22 protein-coding genes are annotated in these 21599 nt (G+C 45.2%); 4 read left to right on the plus strand and 18 right to left on the minus strand.

The features are described from left to right. Positions 1–43: 43 nt before the first annotated feature. From CR205_RS06670 to opp4A, 11 genes are all read right to left on the minus strand, one after another. On the minus strand, positions 44–1021 hold the full coding sequence (locus tag CR205_RS06670) for a ring-cleaving dioxygenase (RefSeq protein WP_110518147.1): 978 nt from the start codon (positions 1019–1021) through the stop codon (positions 44–46). 152 nt (positions 1022–1173) lie between these two features. Further along, positions 1174–1644 carry a DinB family protein gene (locus CR205_RS06675; protein WP_161524696.1) on the minus strand — a complete coding sequence of 157 codons (471 nt, stop codon included), beginning with the start codon at positions 1642–1644 and terminating at the stop codon, positions 1174–1176. A 292-nt stretch (positions 1645–1936) separates the two neighbouring features. Further along, the gene (locus CR205_RS06680) at positions 1937–2821 is read right to left on the minus strand and encodes a 5'-3' exonuclease (RefSeq protein WP_110518149.1); all 885 of its coding nucleotides are present in this window, start codon (positions 2819–2821) and stop codon (positions 1937–1939) included. 75 nt (positions 2822–2896) lie between these two features. Continuing rightward, on the minus strand, positions 2897–3979 hold the full coding sequence (locus CR205_RS06685) for a GNAT family N-acetyltransferase (protein WP_110518150.1): 1083 nt from the start codon (positions 3977–3979) through the stop codon (positions 2897–2899). Further along, positions 3976–4419 carry an NUDIX hydrolase gene (locus CR205_RS06690; RefSeq protein WP_110518151.1) on the minus strand — a complete coding sequence of 148 codons (444 nt, stop codon included), beginning with the start codon at positions 4417–4419 and terminating at the stop codon, positions 3976–3978. Before CR205_RS06690 ends, CR205_RS06685 begins: the two co-directional genes overlap by 4 nt. A gap of 129 nt (positions 4420–4548) precedes the next feature. Then, positions 4549–5250: a YwaF family protein gene (locus tag CR205_RS06695; protein WP_110518152.1), complete on the minus strand. Its 702-nt coding sequence runs from the start codon at positions 5248–5250 to the stop codon at positions 4549–4551. 14 nt (positions 5251–5264) lie between these two features. After that, positions 5265–6131: a serine hydrolase domain-containing protein gene (locus CR205_RS06700; protein WP_161524697.1), complete on the minus strand. Its 867-nt coding sequence runs from the start codon at positions 6129–6131 to the stop codon at positions 5265–5267. A 252-nt stretch (positions 6132–6383) separates the two neighbouring features. Beyond that, positions 6384–6812, minus strand: coding sequence for a DUF4395 domain-containing protein (locus CR205_RS06705; RefSeq protein WP_110518154.1), 429 nt, complete (start codon positions 6810–6812; stop codon positions 6384–6386). 15 nt (positions 6813–6827) lie between these two features. Continuing rightward, a complete protein-coding gene (locus CR205_RS06710; protein WP_110518155.1) occupies positions 6828–8039 on the minus strand; it encodes an NADH:flavin oxidoreductase/NADH oxidase family protein in 1212 nt (403 codons plus the stop codon). Next, entirely contained in the window at positions 8011–9114 is a 1104-nt protein-coding gene (locus CR205_RS06715; RefSeq protein ID WP_110518156.1) for a C45 family autoproteolytic acyltransferase/hydolase, read from the minus strand. Before CR205_RS06715 ends, CR205_RS06710 begins: the two co-directional genes overlap by 29 nt. Before the next feature lie 424 nt (positions 9115–9538). Continuing rightward, positions 9539–11338, minus strand: coding sequence for an oligopeptide ABC transporter substrate-binding protein (opp4A, locus tag CR205_RS06720; RefSeq protein ID WP_110518157.1), 1800 nt, complete (start codon positions 11336–11338; stop codon positions 9539–9541). A 482-nt stretch (positions 11339–11820) separates the two neighbouring features. Between opp4A and CR205_RS06725 the strand changes: the two genes are divergently transcribed. The 3 genes from CR205_RS06725 (at position 11821) to CR205_RS06735 (ending at position 14458) form a co-directional block, all read left to right on the plus strand. Then, a complete protein-coding gene (locus CR205_RS06725) occupies positions 11821–12504 on the plus strand; it encodes a superoxide dismutase family protein (protein ID WP_110518158.1) in 684 nt (227 codons plus the stop codon). Positions 12505–12626: 122 nt separating this feature from the next. Next, positions 12627–13136 (plus strand): hypothetical protein, encoded by a 510-nt coding sequence (locus CR205_RS06730; protein ID WP_110518159.1) that lies wholly within the window; start codon positions 12627–12629, stop codon positions 13134–13136. A 152-nt stretch (positions 13137–13288) separates the two neighbouring features. Continuing rightward, a complete protein-coding gene (locus CR205_RS06735; RefSeq protein ID WP_110518160.1) occupies positions 13289–14458 on the plus strand; it encodes a M20 family metallopeptidase in 1170 nt (389 codons plus the stop codon). 58 nt (positions 14459–14516) lie between these two features. On the opposite strand, the gene cbpA is transcribed toward CR205_RS06735, so the two are convergent. The 4 genes from cbpA to CR205_RS06755 all read right to left on the minus strand — a co-directional run bounded on the left by cbpA (position 14517) and on the right by CR205_RS06755 (position 17043). Continuing rightward, positions 14517–15164 carry a cyclic di-AMP binding protein CbpA gene (gene cbpA / locus CR205_RS06740; protein ID WP_110518161.1) on the minus strand — a complete coding sequence of 216 codons (648 nt, stop codon included), beginning with the start codon at positions 15162–15164 and terminating at the stop codon, positions 14517–14519. A gap of 263 nt (positions 15165–15427) precedes the next feature. Beyond that, positions 15428–15976, minus strand: coding sequence for a hypothetical protein (locus CR205_RS06745; protein WP_110518162.1), 549 nt, complete (start codon positions 15974–15976; stop codon positions 15428–15430). A gap of 87 nt (positions 15977–16063) precedes the next feature. Beyond that, on the minus strand, positions 16064–16561 hold the full coding sequence (locus CR205_RS06750; protein ID WP_110518163.1) for a L,D-transpeptidase family protein: 498 nt from the start codon (positions 16559–16561) through the stop codon (positions 16064–16066). Between the two features lie 59 nt (positions 16562–16620). Next, positions 16621–17043 (minus strand): organic hydroperoxide resistance protein, encoded by a 423-nt coding sequence (locus tag CR205_RS06755; protein ID WP_110518164.1) that lies wholly within the window; start codon positions 17041–17043, stop codon positions 16621–16623. Positions 17044–17290: 247 nt separating this feature from the next. On the opposite strand from CR205_RS06755, the gene CR205_RS06760 reads away from it, so the two are divergent. Beyond that, positions 17291–18085 (plus strand): LysM peptidoglycan-binding domain-containing protein, encoded by a 795-nt coding sequence (locus CR205_RS06760; RefSeq protein WP_110518165.1) that lies wholly within the window; start codon positions 17291–17293, stop codon positions 18083–18085. A gap of 71 nt (positions 18086–18156) precedes the next feature. Here CR205_RS06760 and CR205_RS06765 read toward each other — a convergent pair whose 3' ends face one another. The 3 genes from CR205_RS06765 to msrA all read right to left on the minus strand — a co-directional run bounded on the left by CR205_RS06765 (position 18157) and on the right by msrA (position 21394). Further along, entirely contained in the window at positions 18157–19854 is a 1698-nt protein-coding gene (locus CR205_RS06765; RefSeq protein WP_110518166.1) for a M3 family oligoendopeptidase, read from the minus strand. A gap of 413 nt (positions 19855–20267) precedes the next feature. Beyond that, positions 20268–20690 carry a pyridoxamine 5'-phosphate oxidase family protein gene (locus CR205_RS06775; protein WP_110518168.1) on the minus strand — a complete coding sequence of 141 codons (423 nt, stop codon included), beginning with the start codon at positions 20688–20690 and terminating at the stop codon, positions 20268–20270. Positions 20691–20854: 164 nt separating this feature from the next. Next, entirely contained in the window at positions 20855–21394 is a 540-nt protein-coding gene (msrA, locus tag CR205_RS06780; RefSeq protein WP_110518169.1) for a peptide-methionine (S)-S-oxide reductase MsrA, read from the minus strand. Between the last annotated feature and the right edge of the window lie 205 nt (positions 21395–21599).

Below are 21599 nucleotides of genomic sequence, written 5' to 3' on the forward strand. Positions count from 1 at the left end.
AGGCAAAAACCGGCCATCCTCAAATGGACAGCCGGCTGAAAGTTTATTTTGTTTTCGTGTCGAGAGGTTTCAGGCCCGCTTCGATTTCTTTACGTTTTGATTCAAAGAACGGCGGCAGGGCAAGGCTTTCTCCGAGGCTGTCAAGGCTCTCATCTGTATCAAAGCCCGGTCCGTCAGTTGCCAGCTCAAATAGGATGCCGTTTGGCTCCCTGAAGTAGAGAGAACGGAAATAAAAGCGGTCAACAAAGCCGGAGTTTGGAATCTGCAGTTCATTAATTCTTGACACCCACTGCTTGAGTTCAGCTTCATCATCCACCCGGAAGGCTACGTGGTGGACAGCTCCGCGTCCCATTCTTTCAGGCGGAAGGTCTGTACGCTCTTCAAGATGAACCTCTGCTCCGTTACCGCCTTCTCCAGCTTCAAATACCCGAACATCCGGCTGTCCTTCAACACTCGAAGGGTATTTACGGTCTGTTTCCTTAAAGCCAAGAATTTCCGTAAGCACCCTTACTGTGCTTTCAGGTTTTCTGACCGTCAGTCTGACAGGACCAAGACCGGTTGCTCCTTTTTCCTGTGATACTGGTGAGCGGTCCCAAGGGATACCAGCTTTAACACCAGCATTTTTTTCATCAGATACAAAGGACAGACGCTGACCTTCAGGATCTTCGAAATCAAGATACTTTTTTCCGGATCTCGTTTGAATTCCCTCATGTTTGACACCCAGTTTATCAAAACGATCTTTCCAGAATTCCAGCGCAGCGTCATTCTTTACCCGCAGTCCAATTGAAGAAATACTGCTTACCCCTTGGTGAGCCTGGGCCGCCATCGGAATTTCAAAGAACGTCAGTTCGGTACCCGGATTTCCTTTTTCATCTCCGTAAAACAGGTGATACACGGAGGTATCATCCTGATTGACTGTTTTTTTAACGAGACGCATCCCGATTACTTCCGTATAAAAACGGTAATTTTCCTGAGCATTTGCTGTTAACGCTGAAACGTGATGGATGCCTTTTACGTTCATTTTTAAAATCCTCCCTTTAAACATTATTATATTCATCAACTTACTTTTTGTAAGTATAATAATAGAGTAAAGACTTAGTCCTGTCAATTATTGTGTACCGCATGCCATGAGAAAAACCCTGAAAAGCCTGCGGCCTGTTCAGGGTTTACCATCTAGCCCCAGACGTTTTTTACGTTTGAAGCATTTTTTATACTATTGATGACGCCAAGGTGCAGACAGTCATGTGCAGTGAGAAACTGAACAAGTTCCTCGCCTGTGTCCATACCTCTGAAAGATTTCTCAAGCTTTGCCGTGAAAATCTGTTCAGATTGCTGGTCGAGCCATTCTGCCTGCTCTTTCAAAAGAGCAATGATCCGAGTTAATTCCGGAACATCAAGGTCTGCCCAGTGTTCAGGACTCGTTCCTTTCGAAAATGCTTTCTGATAGTCCGCAGGAAGGTCTACTGCCCTGTCAGCGAGAGTTCCTGTCTTTTCATAGAAATTCACAAGAATATGGCCTGCATTCCACTTAATATTGTTACTGAACCCGTCCGGTATACGGCAGGCAAGTTCCTCATCTGCAGCTTCCAGGGACTGGGTCAGCCGCTCACGCCAGAAATGGCATGCTTTTAATGCTCCTGACATCATTGTTTCCTCCTTTAATGGTTAGGCTCTGTTAAAGTCGGGTGTTGATTTCGACTCACTGCGCTCCTTTTCCGCGGGCACCGCTTCAGCCTCCTCGGGAACCATGCTTCTTTCTCTGCTCGTTTCGCTTCGAAGCGTCTGCGTCGAAGCAACTCGGAGCATACTCGTGAAGTAACCGCTCGTCCCTGCGGGATCTTCAGCCGGCGCTGTTCCGAGCGTCACGCGTTCGCTTCAATCAACGATAGAAATATCAACATCAAGCTTTAACCTAGCCAATGGTTAAAATTAAAAATCACATTGAAAGACGAATTCTGACTTCCTTACAGTTCAGTTCCTCAAGTACGGTTTCTTTATTCAGTTTGAGCTCCAATGACTCAAAAAGAAAATTTTCAAGTTCGGCAATGTTACAGATGATTGCGGAGAGATCCTTTGAAATATAGGTCGTTTCTTTTCCTGCTGCCAGTTTCTTCTTGTATCTGTTGTACTTCTGATCCAGTTCATCAATCTGACTGAAAACCGCATCCAGTGATCCGTACTCCCGGATCAGAGGCAGTGCTGACTTTTCTCCAATACCGGGACATCCGGGTATATTGTCGCTTCTGTCTCCAAGCAGAGCTTTTACATCCACCCACTGACTCGAATTAATACCGAATTCCTCCTGGAAAAGGGCATGGGAATAAACAAGTTCCTCTTTCTTTCGGTTAATAATCTGGGAAACATTTTCATCGAGCAGTTGAAACAGGTCACGGTCGTTGCTATAAATAAAGCATTTCCCAAGTCCGTCTGCTGACCATCTCGACGCCAGCGTCCCGATCACATCGTCAGCTTCATAAGAAGGAACCGTCAACTGCTCGATCCCCATGTCATTAAGCATCACGGTAAGCGTTTCATACTGCTCAATCAGAGGCGGAGGGAGATCTTCGCGCTGAGATTTATAAAAATCGTATTCTCTGCTCCTGGTTGTCTCATCTCTTTTTACATCCCACGCAACAGCCATATGCGTAATGCTGTGCTCTTCAATCAGATTAAAGAGTTTCTGAAAGAAAACGCGCAGGGCATTAGTGTAGAGTCCTTCACTGTTTTTCAGTTTATCATCAGGTCTTCCATAGCTCGTGGCAAAATGACCCCGGCTTAACAGGTTAAAGCCGTCAATCAGTAACAGATTCTTTTGTGACATGGCCTGAAAACTCCTTTTCTATCTCAATCTGCTTCCATTGTAGCACAGACATTTGAGGCCGCGGACACATCGCTCTTACGACCACTTCAGGCGATCTGCAGTCACTTTTCCTGCGGACACTCTGAGGGCAAATATATCCGGGTTCCTGAGATTCTTCCAATCGTTATAACCGAACTCAGGCATCCATTTTCTTAATAAAAATGAAAGTAGGTTCCCATGTGTCACCACGACTGTCGGCCCTCTTCCTTCAGATAAGAGTTCATCGATTACTTCATTTGCCCGCCTGGCAGCCTCATTTCCGCTTTCGCCGCCCTCAAGACAGAGATCCGGATCATCAAACGAACGGCGGATCCAGGTTTCCCAGTCATCAAGGTTTTTTCCGGAAAGCTTACGCTCCATCAGCCTGTCGTCCTTTTCTATTGCAAAACCAATGTGTGATGCTGCGGGGCGGATACTGTCAACAGCCCTCTTATACGGACTGGTAATTACGCGCTGTATACTTCTGCTTTTGAAGAATTCTCCGAGCTTTACTGCATCCAGGGCTCCCTGATCGGTGAGGGGGGCATCAGGTTTCTGTCCCGTCGTTTCACAGTGCCTCACAAGATAAATAAAAGGTTCTTCCGTTCTCCTGGCCGAGTACTCCTCTTTGAGAAGGGAATAAACAGCGGTGTTGTGATACCGCTCACCGTCAAAGTCTGTGTGACGCAGCACACCATCAAGGTGGAACCCAAACTTCTCCAGAAGCTTGCGGGATCCTTCGTTTTCCTCAAAAATATCACCAACCAGCCGGTTAAGCTTTAATTGGTTAAAGGCAAAAGCCAGAAGTTCCGGCATAAGTTCACTCATGACCCCCGTTTGCTGAAATTTATCACTGATCACCGCATTCATTTCTGCTTTCCGGTGGAATTCGTGAATCTTATGGAAACGGAAAAAACCTGCAAACTCTTCTGTATCACGTTTTGTAATAATCCAGCAGAGCTGAGCGGGTTTAAGGTAACGCTCCACTGTTTTTCTCATCTCTGATTTACTCCGGACAGGGTGGGGCGTGATGTATTTCATCGTTTCCCGGCTACTGAACAAAGGGTACAGTTTATCCTCATCATCTGTAGTAAGGGGCGTCATTTTAAAATTTCTGGTTAAAAGAGTTGTATTCCTCAAAAGGAGCCCTCCTTACAACTCTCAAGTGTCCGTTCCGCAAGATGAATGCTGTTTTTGGGCCAGATCTCTATTGCCGAATCACTCAAAATGTCTTCTGTTGTCATCCACATCACTTCTGCAGCTTCATAAGAATCTATCACTTTAGCTTCACCGCTCTCATATCGGCACAAAAATACGATATTAATCACATGGATTCCCGCTGCCGTCACAAAGGATGTATTATGAATATATCTCATATTGTCACTAACAATCACCCCGGTCTCTTCTTCAATTTCCCTTCGGACTGTTCTCTCAAGAATGTCAGTTGTATTCCCTTCCACTTCTGTCTTTCCGCCAGGCAGTGCAATCATTCCCGGAGCATGTTCTTCTTTCTCACTGCGGCGAATCATAAGCCAGCGGCTGCCGTCGGTGACCGCGCCTTCAACATTAACAATAAACAAAGCAACCCCTCCAATATATATACGACCGTTCAAACCCTAGGACATCTATGCAGTGACAGGAGCCGGTCTCGATACTCTTTCCCCTGTCGTAACTTCAGATCTCCTGTTGCACATGCAGGTGTACTGATTTTACTTTCTCTCTTTGAAAATAAACCAGATCAGTGTAAAGATACCAAAAGCAACGAATTCAAGAGAAATAATGTACCAGGGATGCGGGCCGAGAAAATCAAGCATACTTCCCTCCTCAGGTTTCCCTGCTAAAAACCAGTAGTTTCCTTCAACCTGTGCATTAATCAAGAGGATTACCGGTAACAGAAGATTTAAGAAGAGCATCGCTTTTAGTACATCGGAAAACGCGGGTCGGTACCCTCTGACAACCGCAAAATAAACAGCTGTCCAAATGATCAGAATGTGAGTGTAGAAAAAATGTACAAATCTGAAATGGGGGAGTCCATAAGATAATACCGGTGTGATAATTGCCTGCAGAGCCCCTGCGATACCAATAAAGAGCACAATATTCTGAGTGGCTCTGTGCCTTGTAAGCAGAATGACAATGATCAGCACAAGACTGATATTGCACAATTCTAGCGGCAGGGCGTGATGTGTTCCCCAGTTGCCTGTAACGATGAGCCAAGTATGATACCCTGCTTCTGCCAGCAGGAGTGTTATCGCAATGCCAATTTCCCAGCGCCTCGAGACATGGTCTTTCAATGCCCTTCTGAAAATGATGATTCCTGCAATTCCGATGATCAGAATGATAATCATCAGCCAGTGATGCCAAGTAAACATCATGAAGGGGGTATCACCTGGTGTACCTTCAAACCAGTTCATCAGATCCCGCCTTTCTAATCAAAAGCTCTTAAAAGATACCGTGTAAACCAGGTAAACGGCTGCGTGCCCCCATTTCTGCCGTAATCACCTGTAAACACGCACACCATCTTCTTCTCCGGTACCACAAAAATATACTGACCGCCGCTTCCGGCAGCATAATAAAAAAAAGGGAGCCTCTCTGATTCAGGGTTTACCCACCAATGCCTTCCATATCGCTGCTGCCCTCTCACAGTATGAAGGTGAGGTTTGACTGCCAGTTCAATCCAATCCTCACGGACGACCTGCTGACTTCCCCATCTTCCATTCTGCAAATAAAGTCTGCCGAATTTCAGCATGTCCATTGGAGAGAGACTGAGTCCAAATCCTCCAGTATTATAGCCTTGGGGATCGGTATCCCATTGCCGTGAAGGGATGCCGATAACCTTAAACAGTTCTTCCGCCGCAAAGAATGAGCACGGTTTACCAGCCGTTTCCGTTAAAATAACGCTTAATAAATGCGAATTTGCCTCTATGTACGCCATTTCCTGACCCGGATTTTCTTTGACGGTCCGTTCCAGAATAAACGAAAGCCAGTTTTCTGATTCATATAAATGACGGTTGCCAGGCCATTCCAGACCGGAACTCATTGTGAGCAGATGGTCCACGGTAATGGAGCCAAAGTGATCCTGCATAGAAACGTCTGGAAAAAATGAAGAAACCGGGTCATAGAGGTTCAGGATCTCCTTCTCACTCGCAATACCAATGATTGTAGACAGGACACTTTTTGTTACTGAGTTAACTTTTACGGGGACATCCAGGCTCATATCCCACTTTGTCCACTCAAACACCAGTTCATCCGATATCAGAACGGCACAGGAAGTCACCGGGCTGTTCTCAAGCAACTCTGTAAACTCCTCTTTTTTTGAGCCCTTCATCAATCGATTACTTTCCCTCTTAAAAGGATCCGCTGCATCCATAATAGCACCACTTTCGTGTAATTCTTCCAATTTTCTTTCTATTATACTAAACCGGGAAGGACACGACAATTCAACTGGAACCGAATGCAGTGAAAGAGTCATGACAAGAATTGATTTATGTTTTCAAAAAAAAGGGCTCTCACCGATGGTAAGGGCCCTGTTCCTGCAGCTTTGTTCTCACGCAGAAGATCTTTTCTTCTTAAGCTTAAACATTACCTTTTTATACTGAAAATAAATCACACATCCTATGCAGTAACCAAGAAGCGCTGCAGATGCCGCAACTGTAACCATAAGAACCGGAAGCCAGGCAGCCCAGGTTTGAAACACAACATGAAGAACAAAACCCAGTGAAATCAGAACGGCTGCAATCGACTGATTGAATCTGGCAAGTTCAGCAGCTTCCGTTTCTCCCTCCGGATCCGGACTCACAAAACGCCTGTAAACCATCACAGCCGGATTTGCTTTCGGACCAAACAGCAGGGAGATCCAGGCGATCATGACAGTGACTGCTAACAGAACAGCACTCTGAAATACAAGTGAACTGAGGGTAAGAAAAACGAGCATTGTCTGATTGGCTTTAACGAAACCTAAAGGAATTGCTTTCATAAAGAACCTCTTTCTTCAGCTTCTCCGCTTTTTAAAAACTTCAGTTCCATTTTTGATAACGGCCTTCACCAGCGCCTTTCTGGCAGACATCTGAGGAAGTGCCGCCTTCCCCTTACCAATGCGTTCCAACTGAAGGCTGTACCACGCCAGTTCCAGCATCGCTTTTTGGTCAATAAATGGGATGCCTGTTTTTTTTCGGTCCATTGTAACACCGTCAACATTTCTTTTGAACAGTTTAAGCGGCAGATCCGGATAAACAGCCAGTGGTCTGGCCATCCCGATCATGTCCGCTGCCCTGCTGGAGAGCGCTTCTTCCATTCCTGCACGTGTACGAAATCCTCCTGTAACGGCAAGAGGCAGATTCGGCAACTCACGTTTTACCGATTCCGCAAATGAAAGAAAATACGCCTCCCGTTTACTTGATTGATGAGAAAGTCCCGTCATTTCCGGATTTTCGTAAGTACCACCTGAAACTTCCACCAAATCAACGCCGGCACCAGCGAGTTTTTTCACAACAGTAAGAGAATCTTCCATCGAGAAGCCGCCTTTCAGGAAGTCGGCAGCGTTCAGCTTCACCGACACTGGAAAATCGGTCCCCGCCGCTTCCCTCACACAGTTAAGTACAGTAAAGAGAAACCGGGATCTGTTCTCCAGAGAGCCGCCCCACTGGTCCTGACGGATATTATGTTTAGGGGAGAGAAACTGGCTGATGAGATAACCGTGGGCACCATGAATTTGAATACCGTCAAACCCTGCTTTTCTTGCAATCCGGGCTGTTTCACCGAACTTCTCTGCAATTGTAATGATTTCCTGTTCTGTCAAGGCCCTTGCTTTTGGAAAAAAGCGTTGGAGATCTTTTGAAAAAGGGACTTCTGAAGGAGCAACCGCTTCATTGACAACCCCTTTAAAAACCTGCTTGCCGGGATGATTGATCTGCATCCAGCAGCGGGCTCCGTTTTCCTTCGAAGCAGAAGCCCATGTTTTAAGTAAATCGAGGTGACGCTCATCCTCGACAACCACATTTCCGGGCTCCCCGAGTGCTTTTGCGGAAACCATCACATTTCCCGTGATCAGCAGACCGGCTCCCCCATGAGCCCACGTACGGTAAAGCGTAATCAGCTTTTCAGTAGGGGCATGTTCACGTGAACCAAGCGCCTCACTCATAGCTGCTTTCATCACACGATTTTTGATTTTTTGTTTATTTAGTATGATCGGTGTTTCCAGCATCCGTTTTTTCTCCTTCCCTGTGCAGGTGAGTAACCAGGCGGGCTCCCGGTAAAATTCCTTTCAGCTTTCTGATATACATATTGCTTCCATTAAGCCAATCAGAGAATGAAATACCAACCGCCTGCCCGTTTATGCCCGTACCAACCAGTACAGACAGATTTCTCGTATCGTAGACAGCCGTATGGATGGTACCTGACCAGTTACCGTAATCACGCTTGGCGATCCCATATTTTTCGTGATTAAGAATCGTAAAAATGGTACTGTTCATATCCGGATCCTTTATCATTGTTTCTGTATATTCGTTCAGTCTGTGAAGCCGGGAAATGGATTCGGCTGTGCGGTGACGGTTTTCCACCTGTTTTTTTTCAAAATGATTCGTACAGCCTGATACATCTCCCTCATGCACTTCAACCCCTTTTCCTGATGCTTCAACGATCGCTGTGTCACCCGAAGCATCTGTTAATGAATAATTAAAGGCATGCCTGTGCGGAATTTCCTTAAGAAGGCTGACCGCTTCTTTTACCGTTGCACAGCGGTTTAGGACAAAACGAGCAATCGTCGTGCAGATGAATCCATCCGACGGTCTGAGGCGGTTTACAAAATGATAGCCTGCAGCAAGACCTTTTTCATTCATTGCGTCCATCCGGCCAATTACACGCTGGGCAAAGCCAATAGTACTGTACCCTTTTCCTGATTCAGGCTGCCATAGTACGAATCTTCCATCATAGGTTTTTGGATGATAATCATAGTTCCGGCCGTAAATACCGTTTATCATAACAGAAGAACATCCGCTTTTTTTCCAGTCCTGCTGGTACCCTCCGTATTCATGAAGGGTGTCACTGACTGTCCAGCCGAGGCCTTCTGCAACACCTTCAATTTCTTCCCAGAGTTCAGGAGAAAACTTGAGTATGAACTGTTTAGCTTTCTTAAAATCAGTGTTGTATGAGCGGAGTGACTTGGGCCGTCGTTTCTCATGAACCTTATACAGCGGCATATTTCTTATTTTTTTTGCCTGCTCAATTCCGAACTTATTTGGTGATCCGCGACCCTGTATGACATCCACTTGAATTTCCATTTCGCTAAACACCCCGGAGGTAATGTGACATGTAAGCGTATTATACATGATCCTGAACGAACGGGCATAAATCCGGTCTGCAAAAACAAAAAATTAGTATACCCTTCCCTCAGTTTTTCCTAAGCTCCGCTGAATTCCATCCACTCGCTTTCCGCGGGCACCACTGCAGCAGGCAAAGCAGTAACCCTGCTTCTTCCTCTGCAAGAATTGCTTCGAAGCGTCTGCGTCGAAGCAACTCGAAGCGGTCTCACGAAGTAACCGCTCGTCCCTGCGGGGTCTTCCGTCGGTGCTGTTCCCGCAGGAGTGTCGGGCGTTCGCTCCAATCAACTTTCTCTAAAAAACAACATCAAGCTTTAACAGAGACAATCAAAAAGAAACCTTCTCCCGGCATTGCCGGGAAAAGGTTTCTGCAGTTTCATCATTCTTACTGATTGCGGTACCAGAGGTGAGCGTCTTCAGTTGCATCACGAACACCTACTGTTACGCCGCCTACTTCAGAGTCAATTGCGTAAACTGTTGTAGGGGAGAACATTGGAATCATTGGCAGCTCTTCGTTAACAAGCTGGTGCCATTCCTGATACACTTCTGTACGGTAATCAATATCCATTGCTTCTTCACTCAGACCGCGAACGATCAGTTCTTCTGACTCCTCGTTAACCCAGCGAGGGAAGTTCCAGAAGTCCTGCTCTCTCCACAGACCGGATGGATCCGGATCTGCTGCAAGTCCCCATGCACCCATGAAGAGGTCGATGTCAGCATCGTCTTCTTCCACGAGGTCATAGAACAGATTGAATTCAAACAGCTGACCATCCTGAAGGCTGGCGTTCACGCCTACATCCTGAAGGTTCTGTACGATATAAGTGGCACGCGGTTCTGAAATGTCAGTACCACTCATAGCCATGAAGTTTACAGTGAACTCTTCACCGTTTGGATCCTCAAGCCATCCGTCACCGGTTACATCTTCATATCCTGCTTCTGCAAGAAGCTCGGCAGCACGTTCCGGGTTGTAGTCATAATCAGTTAGAGTGGACTCGTCCGGATAGGCCCAGGAAACAACAGACTCAGGCGCGTTGATTACCGTTCCGTAACCTTCACTGAACGCGTCGATGATTCCCTGACGGTTAATGGCATGAGCAAATGCCTGACGAACACGCTTATCTTCAAACTTAGGGTTGTCCATTACAACTTTCTCGCCATCCCAGTGACCGAGTTTGAAACCAATGTAGCTGTAGGAAAGAGCTTCAATTTCTTCAAGCGTAACTCCGTCTACACCTTCAAGGTCAACTGCCTGAGAAGGTGGCACGTCAATAATGTCCACTTCGCCCTGCTGTACAAGTTCTCCGGCCATCTCACCATCAATGATGCGGTAAATAACACCATCAAGGTTCGGGCGTCCCTGCCAGTAGTCTTCAAATGCTTCGAATTCCACCTGCTCACCAGGAACGATGTTTGTTACTTTAAATGGTCCAAGACCAACAGGCTCACGGCGAACCTGATCGGCTTCCTCCATCTCTGCTACCGCAAGTCCCTCATAATGGGCGCTTGGGATTGGGTTTGTCCAAAGGTTAAGAAGTGTATTAGGTGCAGCTTCCACAACTTCAACCTGAATAGTGTGGTCATCAATAATTGTCACACCTTCAAGCTCATGTGTTGCTTCAGCATCATAATCTTCAAGATCCTTTACTTCCTGAGCTCCGACGATCATTTCAACGTTGGAGAAACGTGTCGCCGTGTAATCAGGGTGAGCAATTACCTGCCATGCATAAGCCATATCCTGAGCAGTCAGCTCTTCGCCGTTATGCCATTTAACCCCTGGCTCGATATGGAAAGTAATCGTTTTTCCGTCATCTGACATTTCCCAAGTAGCCAGATTCGGTTCTGGAAGAAGTTCATCATCCGTACCAACAAGACCTTCAGTCATGAGACCCAGTGCAAGAGCATCATCCTGACCGCCGTAGTGGGCGATGTCAAAGATCCCTGCAAACGGCTGTGTGTAGCCGTATGTTACAGTGCCGCCCTGTGGTGCATCTTCCTGAGCTGCTTCGTCTTCCTCATCTGCGTCTTCGTCTGACGCATCTTCATCATCATCAGCGTCATCAGCTGATTCTTCTGTCTCCTCAGCATCATCAGGAGTGTCAGCATCCGCCGGCTCTGTATCATCTCCACAGGCTGCCATCACAATGGATCCGGAAAGAAGTACAGATAATAGTAAAGATTTTTTCATTTTTTATTTCCCCCTTATTCTCTTTTCATCATCAAAGTTGTGAATGTAAAACCCCGGCTGACGTTCACCCCCTTAAAGAAATTAATGATTACCGGAATTCTTCTCCTGCAGTTGTGTAAGAAAATTCGGAATTCTTTCAAAAAAATAATACAACCCACTGCTATGTAATGTTCTTACATCAGCTGTCCTGGATCTGAATTTACTGGTAGCCATCCTACTCTGTTTTTCACATTCTCTGAACAAAATTAATAGTATCAAATTATCTTTCAATTAGCAATATTAGAAAAACAAAATATTATATTTTGATACAATTTTTTAAAAAAATTACACAAAAAAACCAGTAATAACGCTGGTTTATTATAAATATTTTTTTTGGCAAATTATTTTCATTTCCTGTAATCATGAGGAATTTTCACCTGACTGATTAAAATAGATTCCTTCTGACCATCCTGCTAGAGATTACAGAAAGGATGTGTAAATGAATGAACCGATTAGCTTTTACTTTTATATCAGTATGTCTGCTGCTCGCTGCGTCCGCCTGTGCACCTGACAGTCCTGATTACAAAAGTCAGTCCGATGGATACAAAAACAATCAAGGTGCTCTTGAGCATGGGATTAAGCACGAGAGTCATCATGCGGTGGAAACCTTTGCAGGCGGTCACGATGTGGGTAAACTTGAGGCCGCAGCACATTTAAAAACGGCAGATGGGCAGGATGCCGGCAAAGTCTCCTTCTTTTCTATCGATGATCAGGTCCTTGTTAAAGCAGAAGTTAAAAACCTCTCCCCTTCTGGTTTTCGCGGCTTCCATATTCACGAGAACGGTATTTGTGAAGCAGATGCTCCTGACGGTCCCTTTACAACTGCGGGAGGTCACTACAGTCCGGGAGGCAAAGATCACGATCATCATATAGGAGATATGCCTTCCCTTTATATTACGGGTAACACGACAGGCTACATGGTTGCCAAGCTTGACCGATTCTCGCCTTCACAGTTAGTAGAGGATCAGGTCGCTGTCATTATCCATGAAGACGCCGATAATTTCGCTAACATTCCTGAACGTTATCAGTCGGAAAAGCATGACTCTCCAGGTCCGGATCAGGACACGCTGAAAACCGGCGATGCCGGCCCACGCCAGGCGTGCGGCGTTGTAGAGGCAAGCAGATAATCAAGCATGAATTTTCCCGGTTGTACCTGCTCTTAAGGCGTGATAGAATACTATACTTGTGAGCCGGATTATTACAATACGTCTTATAGGCTTTTGCCTAGACTAAATTACAGGGGGATTCGATGCTTCTATTGCAAAACGAAGAGTCGAAAACGAAAGATCAGCTGATCCAGGAGAAATCTGATTTGGAGTTTCAGATGTTCAGGATGCAGGAAAATATGAAAGAAATCTCAAAACACTGGAATATTCTTGGCATAGACCAGACGAAAGATGATACCTGGGTAGTCGTCTATACGGCCGAAAATGACCATACATGCAAGGTTATGCTTCACGAATGCAGCGGACCTTTTAAAGGTCAGTGGGATTTCGCCATCCAGGCAACATACGAGAATCCTTCCGTTATACAAATAGATGATATCAAAGGTGTAGAGAACCGAGGCTTTGGTTCAGTCTGTATGGACTTTCTTAAGAAACTTGCATGGGAAAAGAATATACAGTATATAACGGGCAATCTTGTTAAGCGGGACTGGGATCACATCGACAGGCTGACCCACTTCTACAAAAAGCATAACTTTCACGTAGATGTAAAAACGGATCAGCAGTCCGGCAGCATCGTATGGAACCCGTCATAAAATACCATGAAAGCCCGCGAGGCTGATTATGAAGGTAGCATAAGAAACCTTCATAATCAGCCTCTTTTGTCTTTCGCCCTTTAAATTTCCCCTGACAGCATATAGAATAAGGCTATCCAGGAAGTTTGGTCCAGATGGAGAGGAGTTTTTTGATGGTAAAGGAATTGGCACTGGAAAAGCTGAATCAGATTAAGGAAGACCTGTATGAGATCAGCCAGTACATAGGGAAAAACCCTGAGCTGGGGAATGAGGAATTTAAGGCATGTGAGGTTTTGTCAGCAGCCCTTGAAAACCATAATTTTAACGTAACAAAAGGAATTGTCAATCAGCCCACGTCCTTTGAAGCTTTTTTTGACAGCGGCAAGCCTGGGCCGTCAATCGGCTTTATGTGCGAATATGACGCCCTTCCCGAAATTGGGCATGCCTGCGGTCACAACCTGATCGGGACAATGGGGGCTGCGGCAGGAATTGCACTAAAAGAAGCTGCTGCAAAAACGGGCGGAAAGATATACGTTTATGGCACACCGGCAGAGGAAACCAGAGGCGTAAAGGTCACGATGGCTGATGAAGGTATATTTGATCATCTTGACGCTGCTATCATGTGTCATCCAAGCAGTAACTTCCGGGAGAGCGGCAGTTCACTTGCGATGGATGCGCTTCAGTTCACCTTTAAAGGAAAGACCGCCCATGCAGCGGCTGCACCGGAAAAAGGTATCAACGCCCTCGACAGTGTCATTCAGACGTTTAATAGTATAAATGCCCTTAGAGAACACACAACCTCCGACGTCCGTATCCATGGTATTATTTCAGAAGGCGGCAAAGCAGCCAACATCGTTCCTGATCTGGCACAGGCTCAGTTTTACGTCAGGGCCGCTTCCAGGGAGGCTGTTAATGAAATTTCAGAAAAAGTGAAAAACTGTGCCCTCGGCGCTGCCCTTGCTGCCGGGACAGAGCTGGACATATCCTATTATGAATTCTCATACGACGACATGATTTCAAACGCAGCCCTGTCCGATGTTTTCACAGAAAGTTTGACAGAGCTGGGAATCGACCGTTCAATGATCCTCGAGAAAACGAACGGAGGATCTCTGGACATGGGGAACGTCAGTCACAAAGTACCAGCGATCCATCCCTATGTTAAAATCAGTTCTACTCCTATTATTGGACATACCCGGGAGTTCAGAGACGCCGCCATGAGCCGTGAAGGCTTTGAAGGCATGTTTACTGGCGCTCAGGCTATGACTCTGACCGGAGTCAGGCTGCTTGAGGACCACTCTCTTCTTGACCGCGTCCGCAGGGAATTTCAACTGCAGAAAAATTGAGTAGATTCATACCTGCAAAAGCCGCAGCCCATTAATTATATGGGCTGCGGCTTCATAATTAATTGGCTGTGTACGATTTCTCGTTTTCAATATGAATGATCCGGAAATGATTGTTTTCCAGATGACGAATAATTTTCCCCAGCTCTTCTTCAGTTGTTTCACTCGGAAGCGTCACAACACAGCGGCGCATAAATGTACGGTCACTGTCGAGAGTGATGAAGCTTCTGATATCTGTTACTTTCGAAAGAGTCGTCACAATATCCTGAAGGGATCCTTTATACTCTTCAAGGGACAGTGTTATGGCGTAACTGCTGTGGCCAACCGCCCAGGCGTTCTCGAGTATATCAAGAATTTTGCCGTGGGTCATGATCCCTTTAAATTGCTGATCCTCGTCAATTACAGCCAGGTAAGGAACCTGACGAATCGTAAAAAATACGTTGAAAAACGAGGCGTCTTCGGACACATACTTATCTCTGTCTGACATAATTTCAGTTACTGTTGCAGAAGGATCTTTGCCGTCACGGTAAAGATGTTCATACAGGTGAGTCTTGTAGACATTTCCCAGATAGGTTTTTTCATCTGCTGACAGTACAGGCACACATCGGAATCCTGACTTCTGGATATAGTCGAGAGTTTCTTTTACAGACATTGTTTCATTTACTGATTTGACCTGTTTTCTGGGTATGTAATTGGATTTAATCTGCATGCTGTTCCACTCCTTTGAAATTGTAAGGGATGCTCTTTATACTACTTTTCGACAAACACCGCCTCGTTCCCTTCTTTATTCTTTTTCCCTAAACTGTGCTCGTAAAAATTTTTATGACGATACAGGCCGGCACTATCCAAGGGTTCCGCCGCCTTTCGCTTTGATCATAATCTGGTCAATAGCTGTCCATCGGAGTAAAAAGCATGTTCTCCGGGGAAGCATACATCAAAAAAAGCCGGTTTCACGTGTCACCGGCCTGATTATTATGAAGACATCTCTTTTTCTCTTTCTACTTTCACATACTGTTCATCGTAGGAGTTTATATTCATGGATTCGCAGATAAAATCTACATTGAGTCCAAGTTCTGAAGACAGCATTACTTTCGCAAGGTCAATAGCAGTTGTTTTATCATCGTAATGGGTTACTTCCACTTTTGTTTCTACGGAATACTTAGTGCCAAGCTCAAAGCGGACGATTACATTCATGAATTCCCCTTCTTCAAGTTCGGAAAAATCCCCGTCATCGATGAGGCGCTTTTCATCAGCCCGTTTCCACTGTGTACGGATAATCTCCTGTACAGTTTCTTCCGTAAACTCGCCTACAATTTCACATGATTGGTCATCACGGTCTTTGACAATGATACGGAGAAAACCGTTGCTCCAGATCCAGCAGTGCGAAAACTGTTCATCAATCGATTCCTCGTCGTCACTTTCATCATGAAAGTGACTTAAACAGTGAAATCCAAGTTCTGAAAGCTCCTTCGTCGTTTTTATTTGTTTCAGCATCGGTTCTACTTCAGTATACTCTGTCATCAATACACACTCCCAAAATCGGTCTTGCTCTTCTATACCCTGCAATCAGCAACCCTACTCACTCGGAAAGAAATTACCTTTTTCTTTTCAGGGAGTGATCGTTACTCTGGTCCCATTTGGTACAATCGCACCAACTTCAAGAACATCTTCGTTAAACATACGTACACACCCTCTTGAAACGGCCTGGCCTATGGAGGATGGATCATTTGTACCGTGGATACCATACCCTTTACGCGAAAGACTCAGCCACAATACGCCATAGGGCCCTCCAGGGTTCGGCGCGCGGTTTACGATAATAAATTCCCCGACCGGTGTTTCAAAAAGCATACGCCCAACAGCAACGGGATACGTTTTTTTCACAGTCCTGTTCTCAAACAGAGTAAGCTGCCGCTGTCCAATCGACACTTCTATCGAATAGGGGATCGTTGCCGGATCGGGAAATCCCGGGATCATTATAGACTGCCCAGGAGTAATGATATTCGGGTCGGGAAGGGTATTTGCCTCAAGAATTGTCTGATAGGGGGTCCGAAAATCCTCGGCTATGGAATACAGCGTATCCCCCGGCCGAACAGTGTAGGTATACATAAAAAACCCTCCTGAATGTATGATAATTTATCATATGTTCAGAAGGGCTGTTTCATTTTTTATCCTGTTACAACGTTGAGTTCCACCTCAATATTGTTTCTAGTAGCCTTTGAATATGGGCAGAAATCGTGTGCTTTATGCACCAGATCCTCCGCTTCCTCCTGCGAGACCCCATTTACATGAGCATTAAGCAGAACGCCCAGTTTAAATCCGTCATCAGAAGGATCTTTGATCAGACTGACTTCTGCTGTAATTTTGGAGTCAATTTCTTTTTCGGCTTTCGAAGCGATTAGATTGAGGGCACCGTCAAAGCAGGCCGCATACCCTGCAGCAAAAAGTTCTTCAGGGTTTGTCCCCTCTGTCGTCGGTGAGCCGCCTTTAGGCATAACCAGGTTATGATCTACAACACCGTTTGCCGACTTTACATGTCCTTCTCTGCCGCCTTCTGCTGTTGCTTTTGATGTAAACATTACTTCCGCCATCATTATCACTCCTTCTGAATTGTTCATACAGAGTATATGTTTACTTTTTTAGCACTTTTTAAACATTGGCTATGGATGATCTCCACTTAGAGAACATAAAGATGTAAAAAGGAGTGTCACTAAATGAATGCGTAAGCGAATTTTCTCTGCACCTGTCATCCTCAGACCCCGTGAATGTTTTATCAAAATAATTGATGAAAATCACTGAAAGGAGCCGGTTGCTATCAGTCAGCTTCATGGTACTTACGTGCTTCATCAGGTGCGTCCTGGTGATACGCTTTACAGCCTTGCCATCCGTTACAACAGCAATGTTGAACAAATTGTAAGAGGAAATGGCCTCTACCCTCCCTTTACCGAGAATTTTCTCATTTATCCAGGGCAGCAGCTGGTCATACCTGTTCGTGACAGCGGCAGATCTGTCACCCTTTACGTCGTTAACCCCGGTGAGACATTAACTCAGGCAGGAAACCTTTTTAGTGCTTCCTATGAACTGATTGCGGGAATAAACGATACGATTCAGAACCCTGATTACCTTATTGCAAATCAGCAGATCATCATTCCCGCTGTTGTTTACGAAGTACGTGAAGGAAGCAGCCTTTTCGGGATTTCACAGGAGATGGGGGTGCCGTTGGATTCGATACTGAGGGCTAACAGAAACAGGCCGGCCATTTCTGCTGATCTTATCTATCCAGGCACTCTTTTAATCGTGCCTCTGCCGGTTTCAGTAAACATTGCCGTCTTTGATCCTCTTCCCGGCACAGTAATTAGTGATGGAAGCCTTATTACAGGAATAGCCCGTGCTTTTGAAGGAACCGTTCTGCTTGAAGTTACCGATTCAGCCGGCCGGGTAATTGCAGAAGAGTGGTTTACGACTGCCGCTTCAGGAGCCCCCGCCTATGCCCCGTTCCTGACTACCGTAAATTATGATCGAATACCCGCTGAAGAGAAAGGTTTTTTACAGGTGTACACGAGAAGTGCCAAAGACAATACTGTACAGGATCTCGTCTCTATTCCTGTTCGTTTTAAGGATGAAAACAGCTGACCGCAGATCGCTGCGGCCAGCTGTTTCACTGTCTGAACAGATAAGTTTTTCATAGCTGGTTCAAAAGCGGATCAGAGGGAATCCAGTTCCTGTTTAACTAATAACGCCAGTTCCCTTACTGTCGCTTCCGAAAAATCAAACCTGATTCCTGCCGCTTCATACACTTGGGGCAAAGATACGGAGCGCCCGAGTTTCAAAGCTTTTTTATAATTGCTGAGAGCCTCGTTTCTGTCTTTTTTAAACTGCTGGTACAACTGAAGTGCACCCAGCTGTGCAATTGCGTATTCAATAAAATAAAACGGCACTTCGAAAATATGAAGGATAAAGAGCCATCTGTGCCGGTGCCACTCTTCCTGGCCGGACCAGTCAATACTTCCTAAGGCAAGTTCCTTTGAAAGCTGTTCGAACTTATCATTTCTTTCTTCTGCCGTGTGATCAGGATTTTCATACATCCAGTGCTGAAACTGATCGACTGCAAGGCAGAAGGTCAACAGGTCGAGTATCCTTGTAAACTGTTCTTTTTTTGCTCTCTTTAAATCTTTCTCATCCGGATAAAAAACATCCCACTGATCCATAGTAAACAGTTCCATTGTCATGCTGGCCAGCTCCGAAGATTCACTTGGTGTATCCCTGTATAAACTTAATGGGAGATCCCGCTTTAAATCATTGTGAATACAATGCCCCATTTCATGGAGAAGCGTGACGACATCGTCCTGACTCCCGGCTTCGTTCATAAAAATAAATGACAGCCCAGATACGGGAAGCGGGCAGCAGAATCCTCCTGGTGCTTTCCCTTTTCTGCTTTCCAGATCAAGCATGCCTTGTTTATCCATTTTCTCAAGAAGTTTTGAAAAGCGCGGGTCGAGATTTCCGAGTATTTGTCCTGTCTTTTTAACAAGCTCATCTCTTGTATCATAAGGTTTTAATGGCTCTATCCCCTCTGGAACAGCTTCAATATCCCAAATTTTAAGGGTATCTTTCCCAAGATCTTTTCTTAACTCCTCATAACAGGCATCCTTAAGCGGGCGAACATGTTTTTGTACTGACCTGCCCAATGTACTGCAGTCTTCAGGTGTATAATCAAATCTTTCGTACTTATGGAAAGTAAAATCCCTGAAGTTTGAGAAGCCGGCATTTTCCCCTTTTTTATGGCGGAGGCGGACAAGGTCATCCATGATTGACTGGAGGTCGTCCGATACCGTCATAATTGACTTCATCATCAGAGTCATCGCCTTTTTCCTCGTGCTTTCCGACGGGTTTTTCAGATGATTTCTCAGCTGGCTGATCGTCAATTCTTCACCATCCCAATCAGCAGTAAGGCTTCCGGTCAGTTCAAAATATTTTGTTGCAAGCCGGTCTTCTTCCACCTCAAGGTCGATATTTTGTTCTCTGAAAAGTGCCTGTGCTGTTTCCTTGCTTTTTAGATACTGGCTGTAATAATCCTGGTCAAGCTCACGACGATAAGGAGATGAGAGAAACTTGGCATCACACTTTGCTTCATATCGTTTTATGAGCGGCTCAATCTTTTCCTGATCCCAAGCAATGGCTTCTTTTGCCTGAGGATTATCACTTTGACAGGAAAAATCAATATAGTGACCATCCAGACATTCCCTGATCTGGTCATTCAATTCTGAATAAAGCCTCAGCCAATCTTCAAGATCCTTACGAGATTGTATTTTAAATTGCTCAACTTTCGTCAGCTCCTGCTCAAAAGACGGTACGTCAGAAAGATCGATTTCTTCTATGTAGCATTTAGTATATTTTGACATATAACCCCTCCTGAAAGTGAGTATAGCATATTTTCCCTCCCGTTCTGATGAATGACATTCACTTTAAGATTCTGGACCTGAATGACCGGATGCTAAAACAGCTGAAATTAAAAAAGGTATCCCGTTTGTTACTGGGATACCTCTCAAAGTTCTCCGATGCATGTAAAACTTATATGCTTACTTTAAAGCTGTTTTCGGATAGATTGTTGTTTTCTGCGCTACAGGACGACGCTTTCCGCGGGCAACGCCTCAGCCTCCTCGGGAAAATCACCCTCCGGGGTCTTCGACTGTTGCAGTTTTCGCAGGAGTCGCGGCCTTTCGCTACGAAATTAAAGCTAGTTAAAATAACAATCTTTACGAAGAGAGCTTACTTTAAAGAGCTGAGAATGACATAATTTACGTATACTGCCGCCTTACAGTTCGAGCGTTTCCGGGGTCTTGTCTCCATCATTCATTAGACGTATCGCAGTCGGAAAGATCTGAAGAACGATGTACTCAGGATCATTGGGTCCATCGAACCAGCGGGACATTCTTTCATGCCACAGTTTTTCCTTAATATCCTGATCGTGTTTAATTTCAACTTTGCCTTCCACTTCCAGGTAGGCATCTCCATACCCTTCGCCTTCATAACCGAGAAGGATGTGAACATAAGGGTTTTCGGCTACTTCCTCTGCCTTATGCGTTTCTTTATTCGTCGGGGTGTAAAGGACAAGGCCGTCATTAAAGAACGTCATGTATCTTGAGTGAGGGCGTTTGTTCTTTACCGTAGCGAGGGTTCCTATTTTGTGCTGATCCAGTACTTCAAGAATCCGTTCTTTTAAATTCTGTTCGTTCATCTCCTACCACTCCTTGAGAAAGATATGCTTACTATTCCTCAAACGGCCGTGATTAAAACAACCACCCTCTTAAAAAGCAATGTAAATATCACTCAGTAAGTAAACTCCTTTTCAGCTATTGCGCTACTGACGGAAGGGTAAATTAAATCAAAAAAGCCTCCCTGTCAGGGAGACTCTTCGTTCCAGTGATTCTGAATAAATGATTCTCTTCCGGATTCGGTCCGTTCCTGCTTATATTTTTCAGGATTTTTTCTGTAAAATTTCTGATGACGATCTTCAGCAGGGTAAAAAGGCTTTGCGGGAAGAACCTTCGTTACAACAGGCTTTTGAAATCTCCCGCTCTGGTCAATCGCATCGCGGGTTGAAAGGGCCTCCTGCCTCTGTTCTTCACTGAAATAAAACACAGCAGTCCGGTACTGTGACCCGCGATCAAAAAACTGTCCGCCGTCGTCTGTGGGATCGATCTGCGGCCAGTAAAGATCCAAAAGTTCTCCATAAGAGAAGATATCCGGATCATACGTGATCTCAACTGCCTCATAATGTCCCGTGTCACCTTTCTGCACGTCATCATAGGAAGGATTGATCGTGTTTCCGCCTGTGTAACCGGAAACAACATTATGAATGCCCGGAAGTTCATCAAATGGTTTAACCATACACCAGAAGCAACCTCCTGCAAAAATCGCTTTTTCTGTTCGTTTTGTCATGACTACACCCCGGGTGTCTCTTTTCATTACGGTGACAGTTTACCATAACAATGATGAACAGTGAAGAAAAGCGTTAAAATCACTCTATTTTTAAACAATCGTTTAATTTCGGAATATTCTTTATATTTTTATGTCCGTTATTATTGGGTTTTTTATCGTAGATTGGTGAACTCTTGGAATTCTTGTAAAACTCACAAACAACCCC

Source organism: Alteribacter lacisalsi, from assembly GCF_003226345.1.
Taxonomy (GTDB): domain Bacteria; phylum Bacillota; class Bacilli; order Bacillales; family Salisediminibacteriaceae; genus Alteribacter; species Alteribacter lacisalsi.